The organism is Streptomyces sp. NBC_00490 (genome assembly GCF_036013645.1).
In the GTDB taxonomy this organism is placed as follows: domain Bacteria; phylum Actinomycetota; class Actinomycetes; order Streptomycetales; family Streptomycetaceae; genus Streptomyces; species Streptomyces canus_F.
The window spans coordinates 2,506,028-2,529,956 of the sequence record NZ_CP107869.1 but is presented as its reverse complement, the minus strand read 5'-3'; the positions used below and the strand labels follow the sequence as shown (position 1 = coordinate 2,529,956).

The 23,929-nt window shown below is 70.2% G+C and carries 12 protein-coding genes and 1 pseudogene; 8 read left to right on the top strand and 5 right to left on the bottom strand.

Features of this window, described 5'->3' with window-relative positions; genetic code table 11:
- The first annotated feature begins 81 nt into the window (after nt 1–81).
- Nucleotides 82–1,536, top strand: a complete 1,455-nt coding sequence (locus OG381_RS11360; RefSeq protein ID WP_327715988.1) for a serine/threonine-protein kinase — start codon at nt 82–84, stop codon at nt 1,534–1,536.
- A gap of 28 nt (nt 1,537–1,564) precedes the next feature.
- Here OG381_RS11360 and OG381_RS11355 read toward each other — a convergent pair whose 3' ends face one another.
- Together OG381_RS11355 and OG381_RS11350 are read right to left on the bottom strand one after the other, a co-directional pair.
- Nucleotides 1,565–3,616: an N-6 DNA methylase gene (locus tag OG381_RS11355; RefSeq protein ID WP_327715987.1), complete on the bottom strand. Its 2,052-nt coding sequence runs from the start codon at nt 3,614–3,616 to the stop codon at nt 1,565–1,567.
- Between the two features lie 179 nt (nt 3,617–3,795).
- Nucleotides 3,796–4,809: a serine/threonine-protein kinase gene (locus OG381_RS11350; RefSeq protein ID WP_327715986.1), complete on the bottom strand. Its 1,014-nt coding sequence runs from the start codon at nt 4,807–4,809 to the stop codon at nt 3,796–3,798.
- A gap of 223 nt (nt 4,810–5,032) precedes the next feature.
- Between OG381_RS11350 and OG381_RS11345 the strand changes: the two genes are divergently transcribed.
- From OG381_RS11345 to OG381_RS11335, 3 genes are all read left to right on the top strand, one after another.
- Entirely contained in the window at nt 5,033–10,312 is a 5,280-nt protein-coding gene (locus OG381_RS11345) for a DEAD/DEAH box helicase (protein WP_327715985.1), read from the top strand.
- Between the two features lie 141 nt (nt 10,313–10,453).
- Nucleotides 10,454–13,420 carry a helicase-related protein gene (locus OG381_RS11340; RefSeq protein ID WP_327715984.1) on the top strand — a complete coding sequence of 989 codons (2,967 nt, stop codon included), beginning with the start codon at nt 10,454–10,456 and terminating at the stop codon, nt 13,418–13,420.
- Complete coding sequence (locus OG381_RS11335) at nt 13,417–17,580, top strand: Eco57I restriction-modification methylase domain-containing protein (protein ID WP_327715983.1); 4,164 nt, start codon at nt 13,417–13,419, stop codon at nt 17,578–17,580. The genes OG381_RS11340 and OG381_RS11335 overlap by 4 nt, the downstream gene beginning before the upstream one ends.
- Nucleotides 17,581–17,604: 24 nt before the next feature.
- Here the strand turns inward: OG381_RS11335 and OG381_RS11330 are convergent, their stop codons facing one another.
- Both OG381_RS11330 and OG381_RS11325 read right to left on the bottom strand, forming a co-directional pair.
- Complete coding sequence (locus tag OG381_RS11330) at nt 17,605–17,805, bottom strand: DUF397 domain-containing protein (protein ID WP_327715982.1); 201 nt, start codon at nt 17,803–17,805, stop codon at nt 17,605–17,607.
- A pseudogene (locus OG381_RS11325) lies at nt 17,802–18,677 on the bottom strand (helix-turn-helix domain-containing protein). The gene OG381_RS11330 and the pseudogene OG381_RS11325 overlap by 4 nt, the downstream one beginning before the upstream one ends.
- Nucleotides 18,678–18,840: 163 nt before the next feature.
- Between OG381_RS11325 and OG381_RS11320 the strand changes: the two are divergent.
- The 4 genes from OG381_RS11320 to OG381_RS11305 all read left to right on the top strand — a co-directional run bounded on the left by OG381_RS11320 (nt 18,841) and on the right by OG381_RS11305 (nt 21,207).
- Nucleotides 18,841–19,314, top strand: coding sequence for an ATP-binding protein (locus OG381_RS11320; RefSeq protein ID WP_327715981.1), 474 nt, complete (start codon nt 18,841–18,843; stop codon nt 19,312–19,314).
- 300 nt (nt 19,315–19,614) lie between these two features.
- Nucleotides 19,615–20,487, top strand: coding sequence for a ParA family protein (locus tag OG381_RS11315; RefSeq protein ID WP_327715980.1), 873 nt, complete (start codon nt 19,615–19,617; stop codon nt 20,485–20,487).
- Entirely contained in the window at nt 20,484–21,032 is a 549-nt protein-coding gene (locus tag OG381_RS11310; protein ID WP_067250270.1) for a hypothetical protein, read from the top strand. The genes OG381_RS11315 and OG381_RS11310 overlap by 4 nt, the downstream gene beginning before the upstream one ends.
- Before the next feature lies 1 nt (nt 21,033).
- Complete coding sequence (locus OG381_RS11305) at nt 21,034–21,207, top strand: hypothetical protein (RefSeq protein ID WP_327715979.1); 174 nt, start codon at nt 21,034–21,036, stop codon at nt 21,205–21,207.
- A 98-nt stretch (nt 21,208–21,305) separates the two neighbouring features.
- Here the strand turns inward: OG381_RS11305 and OG381_RS11300 are convergent, their stop codons facing one another.
- Nucleotides 21,306–23,909: a GmrSD restriction endonuclease domain-containing protein gene (locus OG381_RS11300; protein ID WP_327715978.1), complete on the bottom strand. Its 2,604-nt coding sequence runs from the start codon at nt 23,907–23,909 to the stop codon at nt 21,306–21,308.
- Nucleotides 23,910–23,929: the final 20 nt, after the last annotated feature.

The window sequence follows — 23,929 nt, the reverse complement described above, 5'->3', positions numbered from 1 at the left end:
TCTTTCACGCTACGCTGGTGGGTCTGATGCGCAGCGGTGCGAAGGGGCACAGTGGTGGACGCGGATACGTACAAGCCCGGCGTGAGTGATCTGGTCGACGGGCGCTACGAGTTGAAGGACCCTCTGGGCAAGGGCGGGATGGCCCAGGTCTGGCGGGCCCGAGAGGTGTCCGGGGGGCGGGAGGTGGCGGTGAAGTTCCTGCGCCACGACTCCGAGGCCCTGTACTGCCTCGACCCGTACGAGCGGGATGTCGAACTCACCGTCAGGAACGCCCGGTTCCGGCGCGAGGCCAACCTCCTGGGCACGCTCGATCATCCGGGAATCACCGAACTCTACGGGAGCGGATCGCACCGGGGCGTCCCCTACATCGCCATGCGCCTGGTGACCGGAGTGAGTCTGAGGACCTTCCTCGACGAGCACAGCCCCCTGCCTCTGGCCACGGCGGTTGCTGTCGCCATCCAGGTGGCAGGGGCGTTGGCCTGCGCACACACGCTCCCGGTCGTACACCGGGACCTCAAGCCCGCGAACATCATGATCGATGAAGAGGGGTGGGCCGTCCTCATCGACTTCGGCATCGCCAAGCCGCTGCACGCCGACGCCACCCGTTACACGGCACACGGTTCGACGCTTGGCACCCGCGGTTATCTGGCGCCGGAGCAGCTCCTGGAGCGCGAGCCCACCACGCGCACGGATGTCTACTGCTTCGGCTGCATCTTCTACGAACTCCTCACCGGGCGGCCCCCGTTCCCGCTCGGCGCGGAGTCCGGCCTGACCGACAAGCACCTCAACGAGGAGCCGCTGCCACCGAGCACGTACGCCGCTGGCATCCCGGAGCCGATCGACGATCTCCTACTGCGGATGCTCGCCAAGAAGCCCGAGCAGCGCCCGGCCGTTGACGAGGTCCTGGAGGTCCTCGACCCGTTCGCCCCGGGGATCGGCGATCCCGAACCCAGGCCCCGCACCCACCCCGACCCCACCGCCCCCCTGCGTCGGCCGCGGGACCGGGCTGTTCGTCCGCGTCCGGTCGCTCTCACGCTGCCTGTCGCGTCCGCACCGGCCGACGAGTGGCTGGACGCCCGCGTGGTGGAACAGCTCTGCGCGCAGGCCGAGTCGGAGATCGCGTCCGGTGAGCCGGGCGACGCGACCGACCGGCTGCACGGTCTGACAGAACGGGTTCGCAAGGAGTGGGGTGATCGGCGCCCTCTGGTGCGTCGCGTGTGGCAGGGGGCTGCGGACGGATTCCGCCTCTCCGGCAACTTCGGCGCTGCGGCCCGCCTCTACCAGGCCGTCGACAACGATCTCATTCACGGGGACGGCCCGGCCGAGCGGGCCGATCGCGCGCTGATCCGGCTGCGCACGGCCGAGTGCCGGCTCACGTTCGGTGAACTGGAGGCGGCCATCGCGGCGGTTGACACGGCGGGCCGCACCGCCGCCGGACTGCCACCGGAACTCGCGGCTCGTGTCGAGGCCGTACGCCACGCGGTCGACGCCCAGCTCACGGCCCGCCTGGCCGAGCCCAGACGCGGGGAGGCGTGACGCCAGGCGTTGCGGGTGAGCCGATGTGCTACGCCTGGTTGGCCAGGCGTCCGGCCGCCAGTTCGTCGCCAAGGTCGCGGGCAAGGCTGGTGCCGAGGTCGGCCGCGCGGCGCAGCAGCCGTTCGAAGGCGGTGAGTTCGCGGAACGCCTCTCCGTAGCGCCGTTGTTCTCCGAGGGGAACCTGGCGGATCTGAAGACGGCGGACGTCGATGCGGGAGGAGTTCGTGGTGTGGGTGCCGGCCTGCCGGGCATTGGCGGGAGCCCGCAGTGAACCGGCGAGGAACCAGGCGTCGAGCTGTTCGGGCTGTACTCGCACGGCATGCAGTTGGGGGCCGAGGGCGGTCGGCGGCCCCTCGTGGACCCAGGCGGAGAAGGCACGGGCGACGCCCACCACCACGATGTCCCCGGGTTCGGCGATGACGGCCTCGCCGGCCGCCGCGGTGCCGGGAGCGAGCCAGCTGCGGGGTTCGCCGTCCACCAGAAGATCGGGGACGGTGAGGAGGGGGATGCCGTCGTCGGACGGCGGGCCGGCGTGGATAGATTCCTCCGGCGGCTGCTGGCCGCCGCGCAGGGTGAGCGCCCCGGCCCGGGCGAGCTCGGCGACTGTGGTTGCCGTCGGTGTTTCCGCCTCGGCCGTGGCGAGGTCGAGCGCCGCGAGCAGCCTGGCCGACTTGTTCACGTTCGCGGTGAGCCCGGTGAACTCCCGCCAGGATTCGGCCAGTCGGAGTGCCGTGTCCGCCGGGGGCGGGGCAATGTGGCGTCCAGGGGTGAGGTCGACCTCGTCGTTGAGCAGTTCGATGACGGGCACCTGTCGTACGTAGGCAGGGGCCTGTGGGGAGTCCGCCTCTTCGACGGCCTCGCGCACGAAAGCGCTGATCGCCGCCCAGTCGGGGGTCCACTTCTCCTCCGGGTCCCGGGGGAAGCGCGAGGCCGCGTCGGCGACCAGCAGCCGATCGCCCACCGGTGTGCCTTCCCCGTGGACGGGCATCCGCAGCACCCACAGGTGCAGGGAGACGCTGTGCGGTGCAGCGCAGCCCGGCGGCAACGCGACGACGGCCCGCAGTTGCCCGGTGCGCAGCAGCGAGCCGCGGATGCGGCGGCCGGCCTTCCTGGCCGCGACGGCGGGCGGCAGCAGCAGTACCGCGGCGCCGCCGGGCCGCAGCTGGGCCAGGCAGTGCTGGACCCAGGCGAGTTCGGGCTCGGTGCGCGGGGGAAGGCCGTGGCTCCAGCGGGCGTCGGTGGCCAACTCCTCGTATCCCCAGTCCCGTTCGTTGAAGGGCGGGTTGCACAGGACGATGTTGGCGGGGGTGCCGGAGAACGGGTCGTCGCGTAGGGAGTCAGCAGCCCGTACGGAGACCTGCGCCCACTCCTTCTCCCTGTGGCCGTCGTTCTCGGCGAGGGCCATGCGGGAGTCCGCCAGCGAGGCGAGGACGGCGTCCCGGTCACTGCCGAGCAGCGTGAGTGCCTCGGCGCCGGATGCCCTCGCGGCGTCGGCCGCGGCCAGGAGTAGATGCCCGGGGCCGCAAGCAGGGTCCATGACCGTGGTGCCGCCGGAGCCGCCCGGGCTGTCGCCCGCCAGGCCGTTGGCCGCCCTGAGGGCGAGTTGCGCCATGAGGGATGCCAGCGGTTCGGGAGTCGTGGCGATTTGGCGCACATGGACGTCGAGCCAGCGGCGCAGCAGAAACGCGAACGTTTCCGTGCCTCCCTCACGCTGGCCGAGATCCACGGCCCGTTCGATCAACTCCCGTGTGTCGGCACGGATCTCTTCGCCTTCGGCGCTCACCCGCCCTGAGAGGAGCTGTCCTACCTCGGCGATCGCGGCCCCGGTCTCGTCCCGCCCGCCGAGCGCCTCGAAACCGGGCCAGAGCCATTCCCTCTCGGCGGACTTCTTCAACTTCTTATTGTCGCGCAGCCAGTCCTCGATGTCGGTCAAGGAGAACTGCGGGTTGGTGTCGGTGCCGGCGATCCGCTCGGGGAAGGACGGATGCCGCCGCCGCCAGTTGCTCACCGCGGCTCGTCCCACACCCGCAAGGCGGGCGATTTCGGCCAAGGTCACCGGTACGGCGCGCGACGTGGACATCTGCACTCCCAGGGCATTTCTGGTGGAGGGAGGACTTTTCCCTCGGTCATGGGTGTGTGATCAAGCCACCCTTCCTCCGAACTGCATCCGTCAGCGTACATGACCATTGACTTTGTTCACAGATGCGTCATGGCGGGTTTGGGGGCGTGCGTCGCGTTCCGGTCGGCGAGGCGCGCGGGTCAGCGCGATGGCCGGCCGTGCCGCCCTGACGCCGCCCCCGTCCGCCCCGGTCGGCCGTTCCGCCCCGATGCCGCCCATGCCCGCACCGGCCGCGCTTCGGGTCCCATCGGGTGGGTGAAGGGCCGAAGCGGGTCGACCTCGGCCCACGGGACGAGTGCCTGTTCGGGGGTGCGGCGCTCGGGCAGCCACACGGCGAGGCGCCGCCACACCTCGCCGGCGTGGGCGGGGCGTTCGTCGGGGTCCTTGGCCAGCAACTGGAGCACCAGGTCCTCCAGTTCGGAGGGGATGCCCGCGCGGAGCCTTCCGGGCGGTACGGGCGGCTGCTCAAGGATCATGCCGGGCAGCATCAGTTCGGACTCGTGCGTGAAGACCGGCTCGCCCGTCAGCATCGCGTACAGCAGACAGCCCAGCGCGTACAGATCGGTGCGGGGGTCGACCGGCTTGCCCCGCACCTGTTCCGGCGCCATGCACTCCAGGCTGCCGGGGCGCTCACCGGTCGTGGTGAGGCCTGTGGTGTCCGGGTCGAGGAAGGCGGCGACGCCGAAGTCCAGGACCTTGACCACGCCGTCCGTGCGGATCACGACGTTGCTGCCCTTGAGGTCGCGGTGTACGACCTCGCGGGCGTGCACCGAGCCCAGAACGGAGGCGATCTGGACGCCGATCGACGCGGTCTCCTCGATGGAGAGCGGGCCCTCCTCGATGATCCGGTCGTCGAGCGGGGGCCCGATCACGTACTGCATGACCAGAAAGCGGGTGCCGTTCTCCTCGCCGAGGTCGTAGACGGTGGCGAGGCCCGCATGGTCGAGTCGCGCGACGGCCTGCGCCTCCCGGCGGAACCTTTCGGCGTCGCGGGCGCGCTGCTCCTCGGTGAGTCCTAAATCGACGTTCATGGTCTTCAGCGCCACGTCGCGGCCCAGGTTCTCGTCGTGGGCGAGCCAGACGACTCCCATGCCGCCCCGGCCGATGAGGCGCTTGATCCGGTAGCGACCGGCGATCAGTGTTCCGGTGTCCATTTGCGCTGCGGCCCGTCCCCTCCGTGCCCTGCCGCGCCCTGCCCGGGCTGGTGTCAGGGAGAGTGTGACACGGTGGTGCTTCGAATGCCGTCCGCGCGACGCTTTATTCGTTGACTGAGTTCACATGCTCTTGCTCTAATGGGGTGAAGGCGGGGCGGTTCGTCCCGTGCGCCTCACCCACTACGGTGGGGCGTGGATCACGTCGGGAGCTAGTGAGGATCACGTGGACGTCTTCGAGGTGCACCGCCGGCTCATCCGGGACTACAAGGAGTACACGTCCGGATCGGTGGTGATCGACGACCCGCGGATCGGCGAGAAGGTGACCAAGTCCCTTGCCGACGGCGACCAGTGGCCCGACCCCTGGCTCTCGCTCAACCCGAGCTTCGCGAGCGGCGGCACTGTCGACCACCTCGCCGACGACCTCGGCCTCCTCCACCCCGAGTGCAAGCGGATCTTCCGCACCGGCAAGGACAAGCGGGGTGCGACGATCCGTCCCATCCGCTTCCACCGGCACCAGCGCGACGCCATCGAGGCCGCCGACTCGAAGGACTCGTACGTCCTGACGACCGGCACCGGCTCCGGAAAGAGCCTCGGCTACATCGTGCCCATCGTCAGCCGGATCCTGAGCGAGAAGCGGCCCGGAGACCCCCCGAGCATCAAGGCGATCATCGTCTACCCGATGAACGCGCTGGCCAACAGCCAGCGGGGCGAGCTGAGAAAGTTCCTCACCGCCGGATACGGCGAGGGCAACGAGCCCGTCACATACGCCCGTTACACCGGCCAGGAGAAGCAGTCCGAGAAGGACGCGGTCCTCGACACCCCCCCGGACATCCTGCTCACCAACTACGTGATGCTGGAGCTGATGCTCACCCGCCCCGAGGAGCGCAAGCGGCTCATCGGCCGGGCCAAGGGCCTGCGCTTCCTCGTCCTGGACGAACTGCACACCTACCGCGGCCGTCAGGGCGCCGACGTCGCCCTGCTGGTCCGGCGTGTGCGCGAGGCGTGCGAGTCGCCCGCCCTGCAGTGCGTCGGCACCTCCGCCACCATGTCCACCAAGGGCACCCCCGCCGCCCGCCGCATTGAGGTCGCCGAGGTCGCCTCCACGCTGTTCGACACGGAGATCTCCCCGGACCGGGTGGTGGGCGAGACCCTGGTCCGCGCGACCGGCGACACGACACCCACGCGGGCCGAACTCGCCGCCCGGGTAAGGGAGAACAACCCTCCGCTGGAGTACGACGCACTCAAGGCCGACCCGCTGGCCCGCTGGGTCGAGACCGCCTTCGGCCTCACCGAGACCACCGACGAGGACGACACTCGTCTGCTGGTGCGCGCCAAGCCCACCACCGTGGAGCTCGCCGCGCGAGTCCTGCGCGAGGACGCCTTCGACATCCCGCGCGACGCACCCGAGGACGCGCAGTACACCGCCTGCACCAAGGCGATCCGGTCCACGCTCCGGGCCGGTACGCAGGTCCGCGACGCCGACGACCGCGCACTGTTCGCGTTCCGCCTCCACCAGTTCCTCTCCAAGGGCGGCTCGGCGTACGTCTCCTTGGAGCCGGCAGACAGCCGCCACATCACCCGTACCTACCAGCAGCGGGTGCCCGGAGAGCCGGAGAAGCTCCTGCTGCCGCTGTCCTTCTGTCGCGAGTGCGGCCAGGAGTACCTCACCGTGGCCCGCGAGCAGAGCGACGACGGCACGCTCGCCTTCCGCACCCGTGAGGACGCGGACGACGAGCAGGGCTACCTCTACCTCTCGGCCGCCAACCCGTGGCCCGAACGTGTCACGGACGCGATCGACCAGCGCCGCTTCCCCGACAGTTGGCTCACCCTCGATCCGAAGAAGGGCACGCCCGTCCTCACCGCGAGCCGCAAGAAGCGCGCCCCGCAGCCCGTGTGGGTGAGGCCCGACGGCACGGCGGTGAACAAGGACGCAGACGGCCTGTACGCCACCTACCTGCCCGCCCCGTTCTTGTTCTGCCTGGAGTGCGGGGTCAGCTACGAGCAGGTCAGGGAGCGCGACTTCGCCAAGCTGATGACGCTCGACCAGGAAGGCCGCTCCACCGCCACCTCCGTCGTCAGCGCCTCCATCGTCCGCCACCTCAAGAGCCTGCCCGCGGACGAACTCGACGACGACGCACGCAAGTTGCTCACGTTCGTCGACAACCGTCAGGACGCCAGCCTGCAGGCGGGGCACTTCAACGACTTCGTCATGGTCACGCAGCTGCGCGGCGCCCTCTACCGCGCCATGCTGAAGGCGGGAGAGGCGGGCCTGCGCTGGAAGCGGCTGGGCGAAGAGGTCGTGGCCGCCATGGGGCTGGCCCGTCACGAGTACGCCAACAACCCCACCGAGGTGGAGGCACTCGCCGAGGAGACGCTGAGCGCCTTGGCCCAGGTGGCGGAGTACCGGCTCTTCCTCGACCTGGAGCGTGGCTGGCGGATCACCATGCCCAACCTGGAGCAGACCGGTCTGCTGGGCCTGGAGTACGCGGGGCTCGACCAGATCGCCCAGGACGAGGAGCGCTGGCAGCGCGCCGCCGGGCCGCTGCGCACCGCCACTCCGGCGACCCGGCTCGACCTGGCCCGCGTCCTCATGGACGAGCTGCGGCGCCAGCGCGCCGTGGACACCCCGTACTTCACCGAGGCCAAATTCAACGAACTGGGCAAGGAGTCCGCCAAGCTCAACGACGCCTGGGCCATCGCCGAGACCGAGTCCGCGCCCCCCGCGCCCGGCGTCGCGGTGGCCCGCTCCGGCCGGCCGGGCCGCTCCGGGCGCACCCGCAGCGAGCTGAACCTCACCGGCCGCACCGCCTTCGGCCGCCACGTCCGCAAGCCGGAGACCTTCCCGGGCTGGGGCCACGACCTCTCCCTCGACGACGTCCAGGACGTGATCCGCGACCTGCTGGAGGTCCTCGCCGACGGCGGTGTCCTGAGCCGGATCACCCAGGGCCGGGGCGAGGACCCCGGCTACCAGATCCACCACCCGGTGATCCGCTGGCACGCCCGCGACGACGAGCACGGCGCGGTGGACCGGCTGCGCCGCACCTACCGCACCGGCCGGGGCCCCCGCGTCAACGCCTTCTTCAAGGGTCTCTACAAGGAGGTCGCGTCCACCTTCGCCGGACTGCACGCCGCAGAGCACACCGCCCAGGTCCACCCCGACGTCCGCGAGGAGCGGGAGAAGCTGTTCAGCAAGGGGCTGCCGCTGCCCCTGCTGTACTGCTCGCCCACGATGGAGCTCGGCGTCGACATCGCCAGCCTCAACGCCGTCAACCTCCGCAACGTCCCGCCGACCCCCGCGAACTATGCCCAGCGCTCGGGCCGCGCGGGCCGCTCGGGCCAGCCCGCGCTGGTCACCACGTACTGCGCGACCGGCAACAGCCATGACCAGTACTACTTCACCCGCTCCGACCAGATGGTCGCGGGCACCGTCGCCGCGCCCCGCCTCGACCTGGCCAACGAGGACCTGCTCGCCTCGCACGTGCACGCCATCTGGCTCGCCGAGACCCGCCTGGAACTCGGCCGCACCATGACCAGGATCCTCGACACCGACGGCAAGACCCCCTCGCTGGAGCTGCTGCCCGAGGTGCGGGAGCAGATCGACGGGCCGGCTGCCCGGCAGCGCGCCCTCGTCCGGGCCCGCACCGTCCTCGCGGGCTGCGTCGACGCCCTGCGCGAGACGTCCTGGTGGCACGAGCAGTGGCTGGAGGACACCGTCGCCAAGGCCCCCGGGCGTTTCGACGAGAAGTGCGGACGCTGGCGGAACCTCTACCGCAAGGCCCTGGAGGAGCGGGAGATCCAGCACGACAACATCCGCAACCGCACGGCGACCGGCCGCTCCCAGGCCCAGGCCGTCCGCCGCCGCGCCCAGGCGGAGAACCAGATCGCCCTCCTGGAGAACAGGCAGGGAGGCGAGCGCACGGTGCTGTCCGACTTCTACCCGTACCGCTACTTCGCCTCCGAGGGCTTCCTGCCCGGCTACTCCTTCCCCCGGCTGCCGCTCGCCGCCTACATCCCCGGCACGGGCCGCACCAGCCGCGGCTACGACGGCGACTACCTCCAGCGGTCCCGGTTCATCGCGATCCGCGAGTTCGGGCCGGGCGCGCTGATCTATCACGAGGGCAGCCGGTTCAAGGTGGACCGGGTGCAGCTGCCCCCGGACACCAGCGGCGAACTGACCACCGAGAGCGCCAAGGTGTGCCAGGGCTGCGGCTATCTGTCCCCCGAGGAACTGCGCGAGGACACCTGCCTGGGCTGCAACAGCTCGTACGGCGACCCCCGCACCGGGCTGCTGCACCTGCACACCGTCTTCACCCACCGCCGCGACCGTATCTCCTCCGACGAGGAGGAGCGCCAGCGCACGGGCTACGCGGTGGAGATCTCCTACCGTTTCAAGCAGCACGAGGGCGGCCGGGACGGTTCGCTGCGCGCCGAGGCGAAGGCCGCGGCCGGCCGCCTCCTCGCCGAACTGGTCTACGGCGACAGCGCCACCGTCCGGCTCACCAACCTGGGCTACCGCCGCTCGGTCGCCAAGGGCGACATCGGCTTCTGGCTCGACCCGGTCACCGGCCAGTGGCTGGCCGGCTCCACCGGCAGGCCGAGCGCGAGCGCGCCCGGCCGGGAGACCCCGGTGGAGGACGAGGGCCTCGCCGACGCGGAGAAGGTTGTGCGCAAGATCCCCGTCATCCCGTACGTCCAGGACACCCGCAACATCCTCGTCCTCAAGCTCGCGGCCCCCGTCGACAAGGACACCGCGATCACCCTTCAGTACGCGCTGGAGCGGGGCATCGAGGCCGAGTTCCAGCTGGAGGACTCCGAGCTGGACACCGAGGAGCTGCCGCCGCACGACGGTCCCCGCGAGCGGCTGCTGTTCATCGAGAGCGCCGAGGGCGGCGCGGGCGTCCTGCGCCGCCTCCAGGCGGAGCCCGACGCGCTCGCCCGCGCCGCCCGCCGGGCCCTGGAGATCGCGCACTTCGACCAGGTCGGGCGCGACCGGGGAGCCGAGAAGCGCAAGGGCGACCCGTGCGAGAAGGGCTGCTACGACTGCCTGCTCTCCTTCGGCAACCAGCGCCACCACCGGATGATCGACCGCACCCTGGTGAAGCAGCTGCTGATGGACTTCGCGGGCGGCGAGGTCGGCTCCAGCCACGCGGGCCGCACCCGCGACGAGCACGCCGACGCGCTCATCGAGGGCGCCGACTCCTCCCTGGAGGAGCGGTTCGTCGCCTACCTCACGACCCACGGCCACCGCCTGCCCGACCACCAGCAGGTCAGGCTGAGCGCGGCCCTGTCCAAGCCGGACTTCGTGTACGACACCTCCTTCGGCCCGGTCGCGGTCTTCGTCGACGGCCCGCACCACGACCACGCCGAGACGACGCTGCGCGACGAGGAGGCCGCCGAGCGGCTGAAGGAGATCGGCTGGGAGGTCGTCCGCATCCGCTACGACGACGACTGGTCGAAGGCCGTGGCCGACTACCCTTCGGTGTTCGGCGAGGCGCGCCGCTGACCTCGGGGCGGGGGCGGACCGCATAGGCCCACCCCCGCCCCATGGCCCGCCGACAAGCCTTCCGGTCACCGCCCCGGTTCGCACGCCCGACCACTCTTGCCCTCGATCCACGCTTGCCCGCCCCGACCCCGGAAGGCCCGCATGACCACCGCCGCCCAGCCGATCCGGCAGTATGCTGTCGGCTCCCTCGTCCACGCCCGGGGCCGTGAGTGGGTCGTGCTGCCCGACTCCACACCCGACCTGCTGGTCCTGCGCCCGCTCGGCGGCGCCGACGACGACATCGCGGGCGTACTGCCGGGCCTGGAGACCGTGGTCCCCGCCACCTTCGCCCCGCCCACCCCCTCCGACCTGGGCGATCAGCAGGCGGCCGGGCTGCTGCGCACCGCCCTGCGCATCGGCTTCCGCTCCGGCGCGGGCCCCTTCCGGTCGCTCGCCTCGATCGCCGTCGACCCCCGCCCGTACCAGCTGGTCCCGCTGCTGATGGCGCTGCGCCAGGACACCGTCCGGCTGCTGATCGCCGACGACGTCGGCATCGGCAAGACGGTGGAGGCCGGGCTGATCGCCGCCGAGTTGCTGGCACAGGGCGACGCCCGCGGCCTGGTCGTGCTGTGCTCGCCGGCCCTGGCCGAGCAGTGGCGGGCCGAGCTGTACGGCAAGTTCGGCGTCGACGCCCGCCTCGTGCTGCCGTCCACGATCGGCCGTCTGGAGCGCGAGACTCCGTACGGCCAGTCGGTGTTCCGCCCTGACGGCGCGTACGTCGTCTCCACCGACTTCATCAAGTCCCCCCGCCACCGGGAGGACTTCCTGCGCAACTGCCCCGACCTAGTGATCGTCGACGAGGCGCACTCCTGCGTCTCCGACGCCACGGTCGGCGCGTCCGCCCGCTCCTCCCAGCAGCGGTACGCGCTTCTGCGCGCCCTCGCCGACCGGACCGACCGTCACCTCATCCTCGTGACGGCTACTCCGCACAGCGGCAAGGAGGAGCCGTTCCGCCGCCTGATCGGCTTGCTCGACGACCGTCTGGCCGCCGTCCCCTTCGACACCGACGCGGGCCGTAGGCTGCTCGCCGAGTTCTTCGTGCAGCGCCGCCGCGCCGACATCCGCGAGGACTTCCAGGACGGCGCGCACTTCCCGTCCTCCCGGGACACCGCCGAGACCGCCTACACCCTGCACCGCGACTACAAGAAGCTCCTCGACGAGGTCCTGTCGTACGCCCGCGAGACGGTACGCGCGGCCGACGGCGCCCTCCAGCAGCGCCAGCGCTGGTGGTCCACGCTCGCCCTGCTGCGCACCCTGTCCTCCTCCCCGGCCGCCGCCGTGCAGTCCCTGAACACCCGCGCCGGCGTCGAGGAGGCGGACACCCCGGCCGAGGCGGACCGCACCGGGGAGCGCACCGTCTCCGACCCGGCCGACAGCGAGACCCCCGAGTCCGCGGACGCCGTACCGGGCACCCGCCTCCCCACGGCCACCGGCGCCGAGGCCACCAGCACCGAGATCGACGACGAGGCCGACGACGAGGAGAAGGCCCGCCTGGTCGCGATGGCCGAATCGGCCAAGAAGCTCTACGGCCCCACCCGCGACGCCAAGCTGAAGAAGCTGATCACCACCGTCTCCGACCTCCTCGACAAGGGCTACCGGCCCATCGTCTTCTGCCGCTATATCGCGACAGCCGACTACGTGGCCAACCACCTCAAGAAAATCCTCAACAAGAAGGGCGCCGAGCACCCGGTCGCGGTCGCCTCCGTGACTGGCGAACTCTCGCCCGACCAGCGCGTCACCCGCATCGCCGAGCTGACCGGCACCGATGAGGAGGGCAACCCCGCGCCCGAGCGCCGCGTCCTAGTCGCCACCGACTGCCTCTCCGAGGGCGTCAACCTCCAGGAGTCCTTCGACGCCGTCGTCCACTACGACCTCGCCTGGAACCCGACCCGCCACGAGCAGCGCGAGGGCCGCGTCGACCGCTTCGGCCAGCGCACCGACGTCGTCAAGGCGCTCACCCTGTACGGCGCCGACAACCCCGTCGACGGCATCGTCCTCAACGTCCTGCTCCGCAAGCACGAGCGCATCCGCCGCGTCACAGGCATCTCCGTGCCCGTGCCGCAGGAGTCCGAGAGCGCCATGCAGGCCGTGTTCGAGGGCCTGATCCTGCGCGGCGAGCGGTCGGCGTACGAGCAGGAGGGGCTGTTCGCGCAGGAGGAGGTGGCCGAGCAGCTGGAGATCGCCTGGCAGTCCTCCGCCGAGCGGGAGAAGCGCTACCGCTCCCGCTACGCCCAGCTCACCATCAAGAAGGACGAGGTCGCCGCCGAGGTCGACGAGGTTCGTGCCGCGCTCGGTACCGGCGAGGAGGTACGGGACTTCACCCGCCGCGCCCTGGGCGCCCTGCGCGGTATGCCTGCCCCCACGAAGCAGGGCGGCTTCACCGCGCACACCGATGCCCTCCCGCAGGGCCTGCGCGACACCGTCTCGCACGCGCTCGGCCCCCGCCACCCCCGCCCGGTCGTCTTCCACGACGCCCCCAGTGCCCCGCGCGGCGAGGCCGCCCTCACCCGCACCGACCCGGTGGTCGCCGCCGTCGCCCGCTTCGTCCTCGACGCGGCCCTCGACGACGCCGGCAAGGTCCCGGAGTGGCAGCGCCCGGCCCGCCGCTGCGGAGTCGTCCGTACGAAGGCCGTGGAGCGGAACACCACGCTCCTGCTGGTGCGCCACCGCTTCCAGTTGAACCTGCCCGCCCGCGACGGCTCGGTGCGCGAGCAACTCGCCGAGGACGCCCGCGTGGTCGCCTACCGCGGCAGGCCCGACACGCCCGAGTGGCTGCCGGAGGACGAGGCCGTGGCCCTCCTCGAAGCCCGCGCGACGCAGAACACCGACCCCAAGTTCGCCGCCGAGCACATCGCCGAGATCCTGGCCACGCTGCCCGCGATCATGCCCGAACTGCGGGACCAGTCGGCCGAATTGGGTCGCACCCTGGAAGCCTCGCACCGCCGGGTCCGCACCGCCTCCCGCGCCCGCCTCGCGGGCCTGAAGGTCGTCCCGCAGGGCGACCCGGACATCCTGGGCGTGTACCACTACCGCCCGGCCCCGACGTTTCCCCAGGGAGTGGGCGCATGAGCACCGCCAGGACCTCCGTCACCGACACCGTCGCCACCGTCGGCGGCCTCCTGCCCTACGACCTCCTGGTCCGCATCAAGGAGGGCAAGGAGCAGACCGGCTCCAAGCCCGCCGACTACCGCCTGTACGCCAAGGGCGACTCGGTACGGGACGCCGCCGAGCGCTCCTGGGGCTACCTGCGCGGCGTGTGGGCCTCCTACCAGGACGCCCTGGCCCGCGACGGCGCCGACGCCGACCCCGGCGTGCACGCGGTCGGCGTCACCACCGAACGCTGGCTGCTGCCCCTCTTCGAGCAGCTCGGCTTCGGCGCCCTCACCCCCGTCCCCGCGCCCGGCCTGCCCTCCCACGACGGCGAGAAGGACTTCGAGGTCAGTCACCACTGGGCGCACGTCCCCGTCCACCTCACCGGCTGGAACGTCCCCCTCGACACGCGCACCACCGAACTGGCCAAGCAGGCCCCCCAGTCGATGGTGCAGGAGTACCTCAACCGCTCGGCGGACTCCACCCTCTGGGGTGTCCTCTCCAACGGCCGCCAGCTGCGCCTGCTGCGCGAGTCCGCCTCCCTCACCGGCGCCGCGTTCATCGAGTTCGACCTGCGCGCGATCTTCGACGGCGACCGCTCCGACGACTTCGTCCTCCTGTGGCGCCTGCTGCACCGCACCCGCTTCGAGCCCCGCGCCGAGGGCGAGCCGGCCGCGACCTGCCCGCTGGAGAAGTGGCGCACCGAGGCCATCGACAGCGGCACCCGCGCGCTGAAGGAACTCCGCAAGGGCGTCGAGAAGGCCCTGACCGTGATCGGCACGGGCCTGATCGCCCACCCCGACAACGCCGACCTGCGCGACGCCCTGCGCACCACCCGCGACAAGAACGTCCGCGACGACCTCCACCCCGCCCTGCTCCGCCTCGCCTACCGCCTGCTGTTCCTCTTCGTCACCGAGGACCGCGACCTCCTCCTGCACCCCGAGGCCACCGAGCAGGCCCGCGACACGTACGAGAAGTACTTCTCCACGGCCCGCCTGCGCCGCGTCGCCCGCCGCACCGGCACCCTCCACGGCGACCAGTGGCAGGCGCTGCGGCTGGTCATCGAGGGCCTCGGTACCCCCGGCGGCCGCCCCGAACTCGGACTCCCCGCGCTGGGCGGCCTGTTCGAGCCCACCGCCACGGACGCGATCCTGGACGGCCTCAGCCTGTCCAACCAGTCCCTGTACGAGGCCGTACGCGCCCTGTCCGAGGTGTACGACGCCAAGCTGGGCCGCCCCCGCAAGGTCGACTACCGCCACCTCGGCGCCGACGAACTCGGCTCGGTCTACGAGTCCCTGCTCGAACTGGAGCCGCGCCTCGGCGAGGGCAACGAGTACGTCCTGGCCAAGCTGGACGGCAACGACCGCAAGACCTCCGGCTCCTACTACACCCCGTCCCCTCTCATCGACTGCCTCCTCGACTCCACCCTCGTCCCGGTCATCGACCAGGCCGTCAAGTCCGGTACGACACAGAAGGAGCGCGAGGACGCCCTGCTCGCCCTGACGGTGTGCGACCCCGCCTGCGGCTCCGGCCACTTCCTGGTCGCCGCCGCCCGCCGCATCGCCCGCCGCCTCGCCGAGATCCGCACCGACGACCCCGAGCCGAGCGCGGAGGACGTACGGCACGCGCTGCGCGACGTCATCGCGCGGTGCGTGTACGGCGTCGACCTCAACGAGATGGCAGTGGAGCTGGCCAAGGTGTCGCTGTGGATCGAGGCGATGAGGCCGGGCCGGCCGCTCACCTTCCTCGACGCCCACATCAAACACGGCAACGGGCTGCTGGGCACGACGCCGAAGCTGCTGGCCGAGGGCCTGCCCGACGACGCGTTCAAGCCGCTGGAGGGCGACGAGTCGAAGCACGTCACCGACCTGAAGAAGCGCAACGCGGCGGAGCGGACCGCGTGGAAGATCGCGCTGCGCCACGGGGCGAACCAGGACGCCCTGTTCGCGGAGGAGGAGGTGCTGGCTGAGTCCAACTCGGCGTTCGGCGAGACGGTCTCGGCGATCACCGGGACGGACTCGCAGGAACTGGAGGACGTCCGGAACCAGGCCAAGGCGTACCGCGAACTGACCACCTCCCCGGACTACATCCGGGCTCTGGAGCTGGCCGACGCCTGGTGCGCGGCGTTCGTCTGGGAGAAGACGAAGACGGCGACTCCGCCTGCGCTGACCACCAAGTCGCTGCTGGCGCTGCACTCCGAGGACGGCGGTGCGAGCCTGCCGAACGGCACGGTGGAGGAGGTCGTGCGGCTGCGTGAGGAGTACCGGTTCTTCCACTGGCATCTGGAGTTCCCGGAGGTGTTCCGGGTCCCGGCGGATGCGGAGGCGCCGGGGGTGGACGAGCGGACCGGGTGGAAGGGCGGCTTCAGCTGCGTGCTGGGGAACCCGCCGTGGGAGACCCTTGAGTTCAAGACCGAGGAGTACTTCGCCACTGCCGCCCCGAAGATCGCCAAGGCTGCGAACCAGGCGGCACGTCAGGTCCTGATCGACGAGCTCGCGGAGAGCGAGGACGAGGCCGATCGGGAACTGCACGCCGAATACATCGCTGACAAGCGGCTGTCCGACGGCTTCTCCCATCTCGCGCGCTGGTCGGCCCGGTTCCCGCTGGCCGCGCGTGGCAAGCTGAACACGTACCCGCTGTTCGCGGAGGCGGCGTCGCACGGGATCGCGCCGCGAGGGCGGTTCGGGCTGGTCCTGCAGACGGGCATCGCCACGGACGCCACGACGGCGCCGTTCTTCTCCGATCTGGTGCGGTCGAAGCGGCTGGTGTCGTTCTTGGACTTCAAGAACGAAGCGTGGGTGCTGAGCCGTGACGTGCACCATTCGACGCGCTTCTGTCTGCTCACGGTCACTGGCCGGGAGGAGCAGGTCCGGGAGGCATCCTTCGCGTTCGGAACCTGGTACATGGAGGATCTGCCTGCGCGCCGGTTCGCCATGCCGTTGGAGGAGATCCTACTGGTCAACCCGAACACCGGGAACCTCCCGGTCTTCGAGTCCCGGCGCGACGCGGAGATCACCTTCGGCGTCTACAGCCGAGTCCCGGTTCTGCTCAAGGAGCCGGACGAGTACGGCAGGGGCGGCGGCAATCCGTGGGGGCTGACCTTCCGGCAGGGCCTGTTCAACATGGCCTCCGACTCCCACCTGTTCCGGGGTAAGCAGGAACTGGAGAACGGGGGCTGGCAGTTGACCGGCAACGTCTTCACGCGCATCGACGAAGAGGGGAAGACGCGCCGCTATCTCCCGCTGTACGAGGCGAAGATGCTCCACCACTTCGACCACCGCCTCGGCACGTACGAGGGCCAGACCCAGGCTCAGGCCAACGTCGGCACTCTCCCGCGCGTGACGCCGGAACAGCACGACGACCCCGACTTCGTGCCGCTACCTCGGTACTGGGTGCCGGAGTTCGATGTGGACTCGGGGAAGCGGGACAAGAAGGGCAACCGGATCATGTGGCCCGGGGTTGAGACGCGGTTGGCGGAGCGGGAGTGGTGGAGCGGATGGCTGATGGGGTGGCGGGACGTGGCCCGCTCTACAGACACCCGCACCATGATCGGGACGCCTCTCCCTGCTTACGGCGTCGGCCACAAGTTCCCGCTGATGTTCGTGGAAGCGGACGCCGCCGCGCTGAGCGGAGTGCTGGCCTCGTTCGCCTTCGACTACGTGGTCCGGCAGAAGGTCGCCGGCACCTCGATGACCTACGGGTACGTCATGCAGTTCCCGGTGCCATCGCCGGACGCGGAGCTGCCGTTCAGCGCCTCGGGCAGAGAGCGCCTGGCAGATTGGCTGACACCGCGGGTGCTGGAACTCTCGTACACCTCAAAAGACATGACCCCCTTCGCCAAGGACCACGGAGACGAGGGAGCCCCCTTCCGATGGGACGGCGCGCGCCGTGAACTCCTCCGCGCAGAGCTGGACGCGGCCCTGTTCCACGCCTACGGATTCAGCCAGGCGGACGTGGACTACGTGATGGACACGTTCCCCACGGTCAGGAAGCGGGACGAGGCCGCCCACGGGACGTACCGCACCAAGGACCTCATCGTCGGCATCTACGACCGCATGGAAGAGGCCCGGGTAACCGGCGACGAGTACCGAACCGTGCTGGACCCGCCGCCGGGCAAGGGATCGCGTCACGAGGTCTGAGTGCAACGACCCCGGGTCGGTCGGTCAGAACCCGTCCCGCCCGAGGTCTGCGACGAACCCGGCCCACGCACCCCGCGCGAACGCGAGCTGCGGACCGCCCAGTTCTTTTGAGTCCCTTACGCGGACGGCGGTCCCGTCGGCGGCGACCTCGACGCACTCGCCGCCTTCGCCACTGCTATAGCTGCTCTTGAACCAACTGAGCTGTGCGGGCTGTTCGGTGCTCATCGATCTCCCAGCAACTTTTCGATCAGAGCCAGGGACTCTCGTGGAGTGAGTGCCTGGGCGCGGATGCTGCCGTAGCGCGCGGCAAGCATACGGACCTCTTCGACGTCGGTCACCAGCCTGCTGGTGTTCTGCACCTCCAGGTAGCCGACTTGAGGCTTCCCCTTTGGCGTGAGCAGCGTGAAGGGGCCGCCCAGGCTCGGGTGGTCCGACCGGTCGGTGGGCATCACCTGAAGCTCCACGTTGCGCAGTGGGGCCACCTTCAGCAGCCGCTGCAGCTGTTCCCTGTGCACGTCCCGGCTTCCGATGGGCCGTTGCAGCACGGACTCCTCGATCGTGAACGTCACGAGCGGCGGTGGCCAGCGGGTCAGGATCTCCTGCCGGGCCAGCCGGGCGGTCACTCGTTGCTCGATGGTCTCCTCGTCGAGCAATGGCCTGCGGGCGATGAAGACAGCGCGCGCGTGCCCCTCGGTCTGAAGCAGCCCCGGCAACGACAGAGCGCCGTAGTAATGCAGCTCAACCGCCTCCGCCTCCAACCGCGCATAATCCCTGAACCACTCCGGATGCCGCACCCTCCTCCTCGCCAGCCCCCGCTCCACATCCTCCGCCGCAGCCGCCAACAGCCCCCCACACCCCAGCAACTCATCGACGGCGATCAGCAGATCAGGCTGAGGAGTCCGCCGCCCCCGCTCTACGGAGGAGATCGTCTCCTCGCTGTACCCGAGCCGTTAGCCCAGCTCCTTCTGGCTCATCCCGGCCCGTACCCGCGCGACCTTGATCTGCCGCCCGAGCGCCCGGAACAGGTCGGCGACCTCGTCCGTGCCGTCCGCCTCACCGCCGGTGGGAACCCCCGAACCGCCCGCCTGTGCCGCCATCCCGTACCACCGCCCACTTCCGTCGCACCAGGAGCGAACCGCCGAACGCCCGGCCAGGTCACGGCCGTACGCCCGTACATCCCGCCCTCCGCCCCGGGACAGTCACCCTCCGTACCGCCCCGCACCCTCCACACAGTAGAAGCACTCCGTCACTCTCGGTGAGGTGATCCAGCAAACCGTCACCGTCACCGGTGAACCGACCGCCACCACCCACCACTTCCGCCTCACGTTCCCCACCAGCAGACACGGCGCCCACACCGCCCGCCACGCCGCCGAACGCTGGCTCGCCGACCAGCAGGACTGCCCGGAGGTCGCGGCCGGCGACGAGGGCACGGCCACGGCCTCCCTCCTCATCGCGGAACTCACCGCGAACGCCGCCCTGCACGGCCGTGTACGGGGCCGCCACGCCCGCCTCGCCCTGACCCTCACAGCCGGCACCCTGCGCATCGAGGTCACGGACGCCCGAGGCGAGCGTCTCCCCGCCCCGACGCCTGACGCGGACGGCGAGTCCGGACGTGGTCTGCTCCTCGTCGCCTCGCTCGCCGACGCCTGGGGCTGCGAGCCCCACCACCCCGGAGGGAAGACGGTGTGGGCGGAATGCGCCCAGCGCAGACCCGCGCGCAAGGGGGGCGCGTGAGCTCAACTGTGCTCCCAACCAACGAAGTTGGGGATTGACGGTGGTTGTGAACGGCCTTCACGCTTAACGGGTAATCGTGAAGGCCGTTCACGGGGAGATGTCATGGCAGGCACGCCCGAGGCGGAAGACCAACTCGTCGGACTGTTCGAAGTGGCGGAGATGGCGGGGGTCGGCCGGACGGTCGTAGCGAATTGGCGCGCTCGTGACAAACACTTCCCCGCTCCCGTCGCGGACCTGCGGAGCGGTCCGGTCTTCCGGGCGAGTCAGATTCAGCGCTACCTCAAACGGAGGAAGAAGCACATGGCACCCAAAGCCCATGTCATCTCGACCATCAATCTGAAGGGCGGAGTCGGGAAGACCACGACCACGGCCGGACTCGCGGAGTTCCTCTCCGCGGAGTTCCGTAAGCGGGTCCTGGTGGTCGATCTCGACCCGCAGACCAATCTGACCACGGTCCTGATCGGGGAGGAGAGGTGGGAGGAACTCAACGACGAGGGATACACCCTGGCGACCCTGTTCAAGGATGCCCTCCGGCCCGAGGACGAGCCTCTGGAGTTCGACCTGGAGAAAACACTCCAGCGCAATGTCTCTTCCGTGGACGCGGTGACGAAGGTGGACCTCCTGCCTTCCTCGCTGGACCTCATCGACGTCCAGGACCGCCTGGCGTCCATGCCCAGGGGGCGTTTCCACGCCAACAACCCCACCGATCTCCTGCGCAAGGCGATCCGGAAGATCATTGATGACTATGACTACGTGCTCGTCGACTGCCCTCCCAACCTCGGCATCGTCACTTTGAACGGTCTACGCATCTCCGAGGGATACATCATCCCGACCATTCCCGACGTCCTGTCCACCTACGGCATCCCCCAGATCCAGCGGCGGGTGCGGGCCTTCGCGGACGACCTGGGGGAGACCATCAAGGAGATCGGCATCGTCATCACGAAATACAAGGCCAATTCGACGGTCCACTGGAACACCGTCAGGCGACTTCAGGGCGACAAGAAGCTCCCCGCCGTGCTGCCGACCTTCATCCCCGAGAAGAACGACATCGCCGGTTCGGCGGAGTTCGTCGGTCGCGGTACCCTGCGGCAGAAGTACGGCTACCAGGGCGGGTTCGACGCTTTCCGTGGCATGACGCAGGAGTTCATCGAACTGGTCGAGGAGAAGGCGTGATTGAGCAGAGCGACAGTCGGCCCGACGACAGCGGTCTCCTGAACGCCCAGGTGCGGGAGGCCGAAGAAGCCCTGACCAAGCTCGGCGCCTCCGACCCGGAGCTCGCGGCGACGCTCGCACGTGTCCTCGGCGTGGTGGCGTCCGAAGCCGCACGCACGACACGCTTCGCCCGAGCACTGGCCAAGGCGCTGACGCCTCCCGATGCGCAGACCGCACCTCGGCCGGCAGAACGCCCGAGGCGTAGCCGACGAGCTCCGGGAGTGATCGACCCGTTCGCGGTGCTCGCCGAATCCGGCGAGACGGGACTCCGTTCGAGCTTGAGCGAGCTCGGCCTCGAACAACTGCGGGACATCGTCTCCGAGCACGGGATGGACCACGACCGGCTGGCGCTGAAGTGGAAGGACCCTCAACGGGTCATCGACCGCATCGTGGAACGCGTCGAATCGCGGACAGCCAAGGGAGCCGCCTTCCGGGGACGGCCGGAACAGCCCGCTCTGCGGCACGATGAGGCTGTCGGCCCGGCGGCCGAGGACTCGTCGACGTGAGATGAGCCGGGCGCGACGAGCCAAACGCCTCGCGGCCGCCGCCCGTGCCAAGGCCATCCGCATCGAGCGCCGTGTCGAGGACCGCACCATCCTCCTCTTCGACGACCTGTTCACCACCGGCCGGCAGATGCCGGCCGTCGCCCGCCTGTTACGCGGGCGGGCGCGGCTGAGGTAAGGGGTCTCGTCCTTGGTCGCGCCCCTTGGCGAGGGGCGGACCGCCAGGGGGCACTGTTCGACTCGTGACGATCAACCTGGGCCCCCTGAGTCCCTGCCTCAGTCCGTGCCCCGACTCTCCCAGCGGTCCCGGAACCACGTCAGAGTCTCGACGAGCAGCTCACGGTTGCGGTGCTTCTCCAGCACGGACAACTGGAATCTGGGGTCCGGCCCCGGCTTTCTCTCCTGGAGGTCGACACCTTCAAGTTCGTTGAGGCGCCTGAGAAATTCGGTACGCAGGGCGTGGTCGGTGAAAGGCTTGTGTGCGGCCAGAATCTGGACGTCGACGTGGGCCCAGCCAGCCCACCCGGCGCCCGGCATGAGGCTCATCGGCGCGATCAAGCGGCCCGGGGCGATCGTCTCACCCAGCGCGAGGAAGGCGCTGCTCATGGTGTCGTTTCCTACCCAGTGGATTGAGCCGCCGAGTTCCTCCCAGTGGGCGAAGAGCGCGCGCACCGCTTCCACGGTCTCGGGGGAGTCGTGCGTCGCGAGCCGCCGGAAGAACCGCCTCTCGTCGGAGTTCTCCGCCACGAGCTGAGCGTAGAACCGGTCGGCGCGCGTCTCCTCACCCTGACTCTCCGGGGCGCGCTGCGTAGCGTCCTCCTCGCCGTCGGCTTCCCCGACCAGCGAGGCAAGCTCGTCGGCGGAGAGGCGCTGCGCCGGATCGGCTGCCCCGTTGGCCGTGAAGCGCACACCGTCGGCGCTCAGCCGGGCGCGGACGTCTCCTCCCACGTCCTGAGGCGTCCAGCGGAAGCCTTCGGAGACCTTGCCCTCGGAAGTGAGCACCCGGTACGCGTTGGCCACCCCCGGCGTATTGGCCAGATGGTTGCCCACGGCCTGGGCGCCGGAGCCGATGAACGCCGCGAGATCGCCGTACGACGTCCAGGTGCCGTGGGGGAGTGCCGCGAGCACCTGGTGGGCCAAGTTCCAGTCCCGGCTCCGCTCCGCTCGGCCGACTCCGCGCAGCGGGGCCGGCCACAGCGCGAGCGCGCGGTCGGCGAGTTCGTCGGCACGGGCGCGGATCTCGTCCGCGCCCCACCGCTCTGTGGTGGCGATGCGGCGGTTCATCTCCAGGTGGCTGCCCTGGAGCAGGCCCTGCTTGCGCTCGAAGGGATGATTGGACAACTCCGCGTTGACCGCGGTGAGCGTCAGGTTCCCGAGCGTGTGCTGGAGCCGGGAGTGCAGGTCCTTCGCGCTCTCGCCGTCGACCACGTCCTCGCTCAACATCCGGAGCCACTCGTCGCCCGGCGACTGCGGCATGACGTGCTCGATGGTGAGCTGCGCGGTGGCGAAGTCGACCGGTTCGGGATGCTCGTAACTCTCCTCCAACCGCTGGAGCACCATCTTGCGCTGGTGCCCGCGGCCGAACTTGTAGAAGGGCGCCGTCCGGACCTTCTCACGCAGCTCGTCGTCATCGGGCCAGAAGCGGTTCTCGGCGGAGAGGAGCTGGTGCAGCCCGTCGGCGACAGCCACGTCCAGCGGGAGCTGCCCGGGCACTGCCTGGAAGATCCTGTTCAGGTTGTTCGTCGGCACCCGGCACATCATCCGGCGCACCAGGAAGCTCTCGACGTACGACATCGCGCGGGCCGTGTCCGTGGAGTCAAGCTCCCCGCGCTCGCGCCGGTCGAGCAGCAGCATCAGCGCGGGATAGGTGACCTGGGCCTGCCAGGTGTCCAGCCGGTGCAGATGGGCGCGGACCGCTTCGTTCGTCTCCTCCTCGGGGTGGAGCAGCCGACGGAAGAGGGCGCCGCGCCGGTACAACTCCCTGATGTACGCCTCGATCTCCGCCTCGCTGACCTCACCCCGCTCGAAGCGCTGCTGCTGAGCCGCGTACAGGTCCTGGCGGCGGACCCGGTCGTCCCCGTCGAGCACCAACTGAAGCCACATGAGCTGTTCCAGCTCGTCGTTGCTCAGACTGTCCTGCAGCGGAAGCCAGTAGGTCTCGTAGATGCGCTCACCGCGGGTGGGCAGCCGCATGAACAGGTAGTTGCGCAGCAGGTCGGCCTGGCTCAGCTTGAGGCCGGTGTTGTTGAGGGACTCGAAGATGCGGTGCACGTTGTCCGCGCGCTCGGCTGTCACCGCCACCAGCGTGAGCCGGGAGGTGATGGCCTCCTCGATGCGGAGCACGTCCTGCGGGGCGGCCGGATCGGCGGCCTCGACGAGCTTGCGGCGGAAGAAGCCGTAGGCGGCGGCGACGGCTCCGCCGGCGGCCTGCTCCGAGAGCGGCCCGCGAACGTATGCCGCGAACTGCGCCCGGTCAGCCTGGGTCGGCAGTAGCCGGAAGCGATCGCTGCCGTTCTTGCGCTTGTTGATGAGGTATTCCTCGTCGATGCGCTCGGCCTCGTCCGGCTCGACGTCCGCTATGTGGTCGCGGATCGCGGCCAGGGCGAGCGAGAGCGTGGTCAGCCGCTGCTGACCGTCGACCACGAGCCATCGGGGAAACGTCGCCTCGTTCTGCGGCGACGGCGCGAGCACCACGGACCCCAGGAAGTGCGTACTCGCCTTCTCCCCGCGCTCCAGCAGCTCGGCCTGCTCCAGGATGTCGCCCCACAACTGTCTGAGCTGCTTCTCCGTCCAGGAGTACGTCCGCTGATAGAGCGGCACCTGGAACTGCTGGGCCCTGCCCTGGACGAGATCCGCGAACAGCGTCTCCTTCGCCTGCACGGCGTCCCCCCTCGGTGATC

Bases quoted from the DNA above. Each gene is read 5' to 3' on its own strand.
- OG381_RS11330 (WP_327715982.1), bottom strand. From the start codon at position 17,805: ATGAGCACCGAACAGCCCGCACAGCTCAGTTGGTTCAAGAGCAGCTAT.
- OG381_RS11315 (WP_327715980.1), top strand. From the start codon at position 19,615: ATGGCACCCAAAGCCCATGTCATCTCGACCATCAATCTGAAGGGCGGA.
- OG381_RS11340 (WP_327715984.1), top strand. From the start codon at position 10,454: ATGACCACCGCCGCCCAGCCGATCCGGCAGTATGCTGTCGGCTCCCTC.
- OG381_RS11335 (WP_327715983.1), top strand. From the start codon at position 13,417: ATGAGCACCGCCAGGACCTCCGTCACCGACACCGTCGCCACCGTCGGC.
- OG381_RS11305 (WP_327715979.1), top strand. From the start codon at position 21,034: ATGAGCCGGGCGCGACGAGCCAAACGCCTCGCGGCCGCCGCCCGTGCC.
- OG381_RS11355 (WP_327715987.1), bottom strand. From the start codon at position 3,616: ATGTCCACGTCGCGCGCCGTACCGGTGACCTTGGCCGAAATCGCCCGC.
- OG381_RS11350 (WP_327715986.1), bottom strand. From the start codon at position 4,809: ATGGACACCGGAACACTGATCGCCGGTCGCTACCGGATCAAGCGCCTC.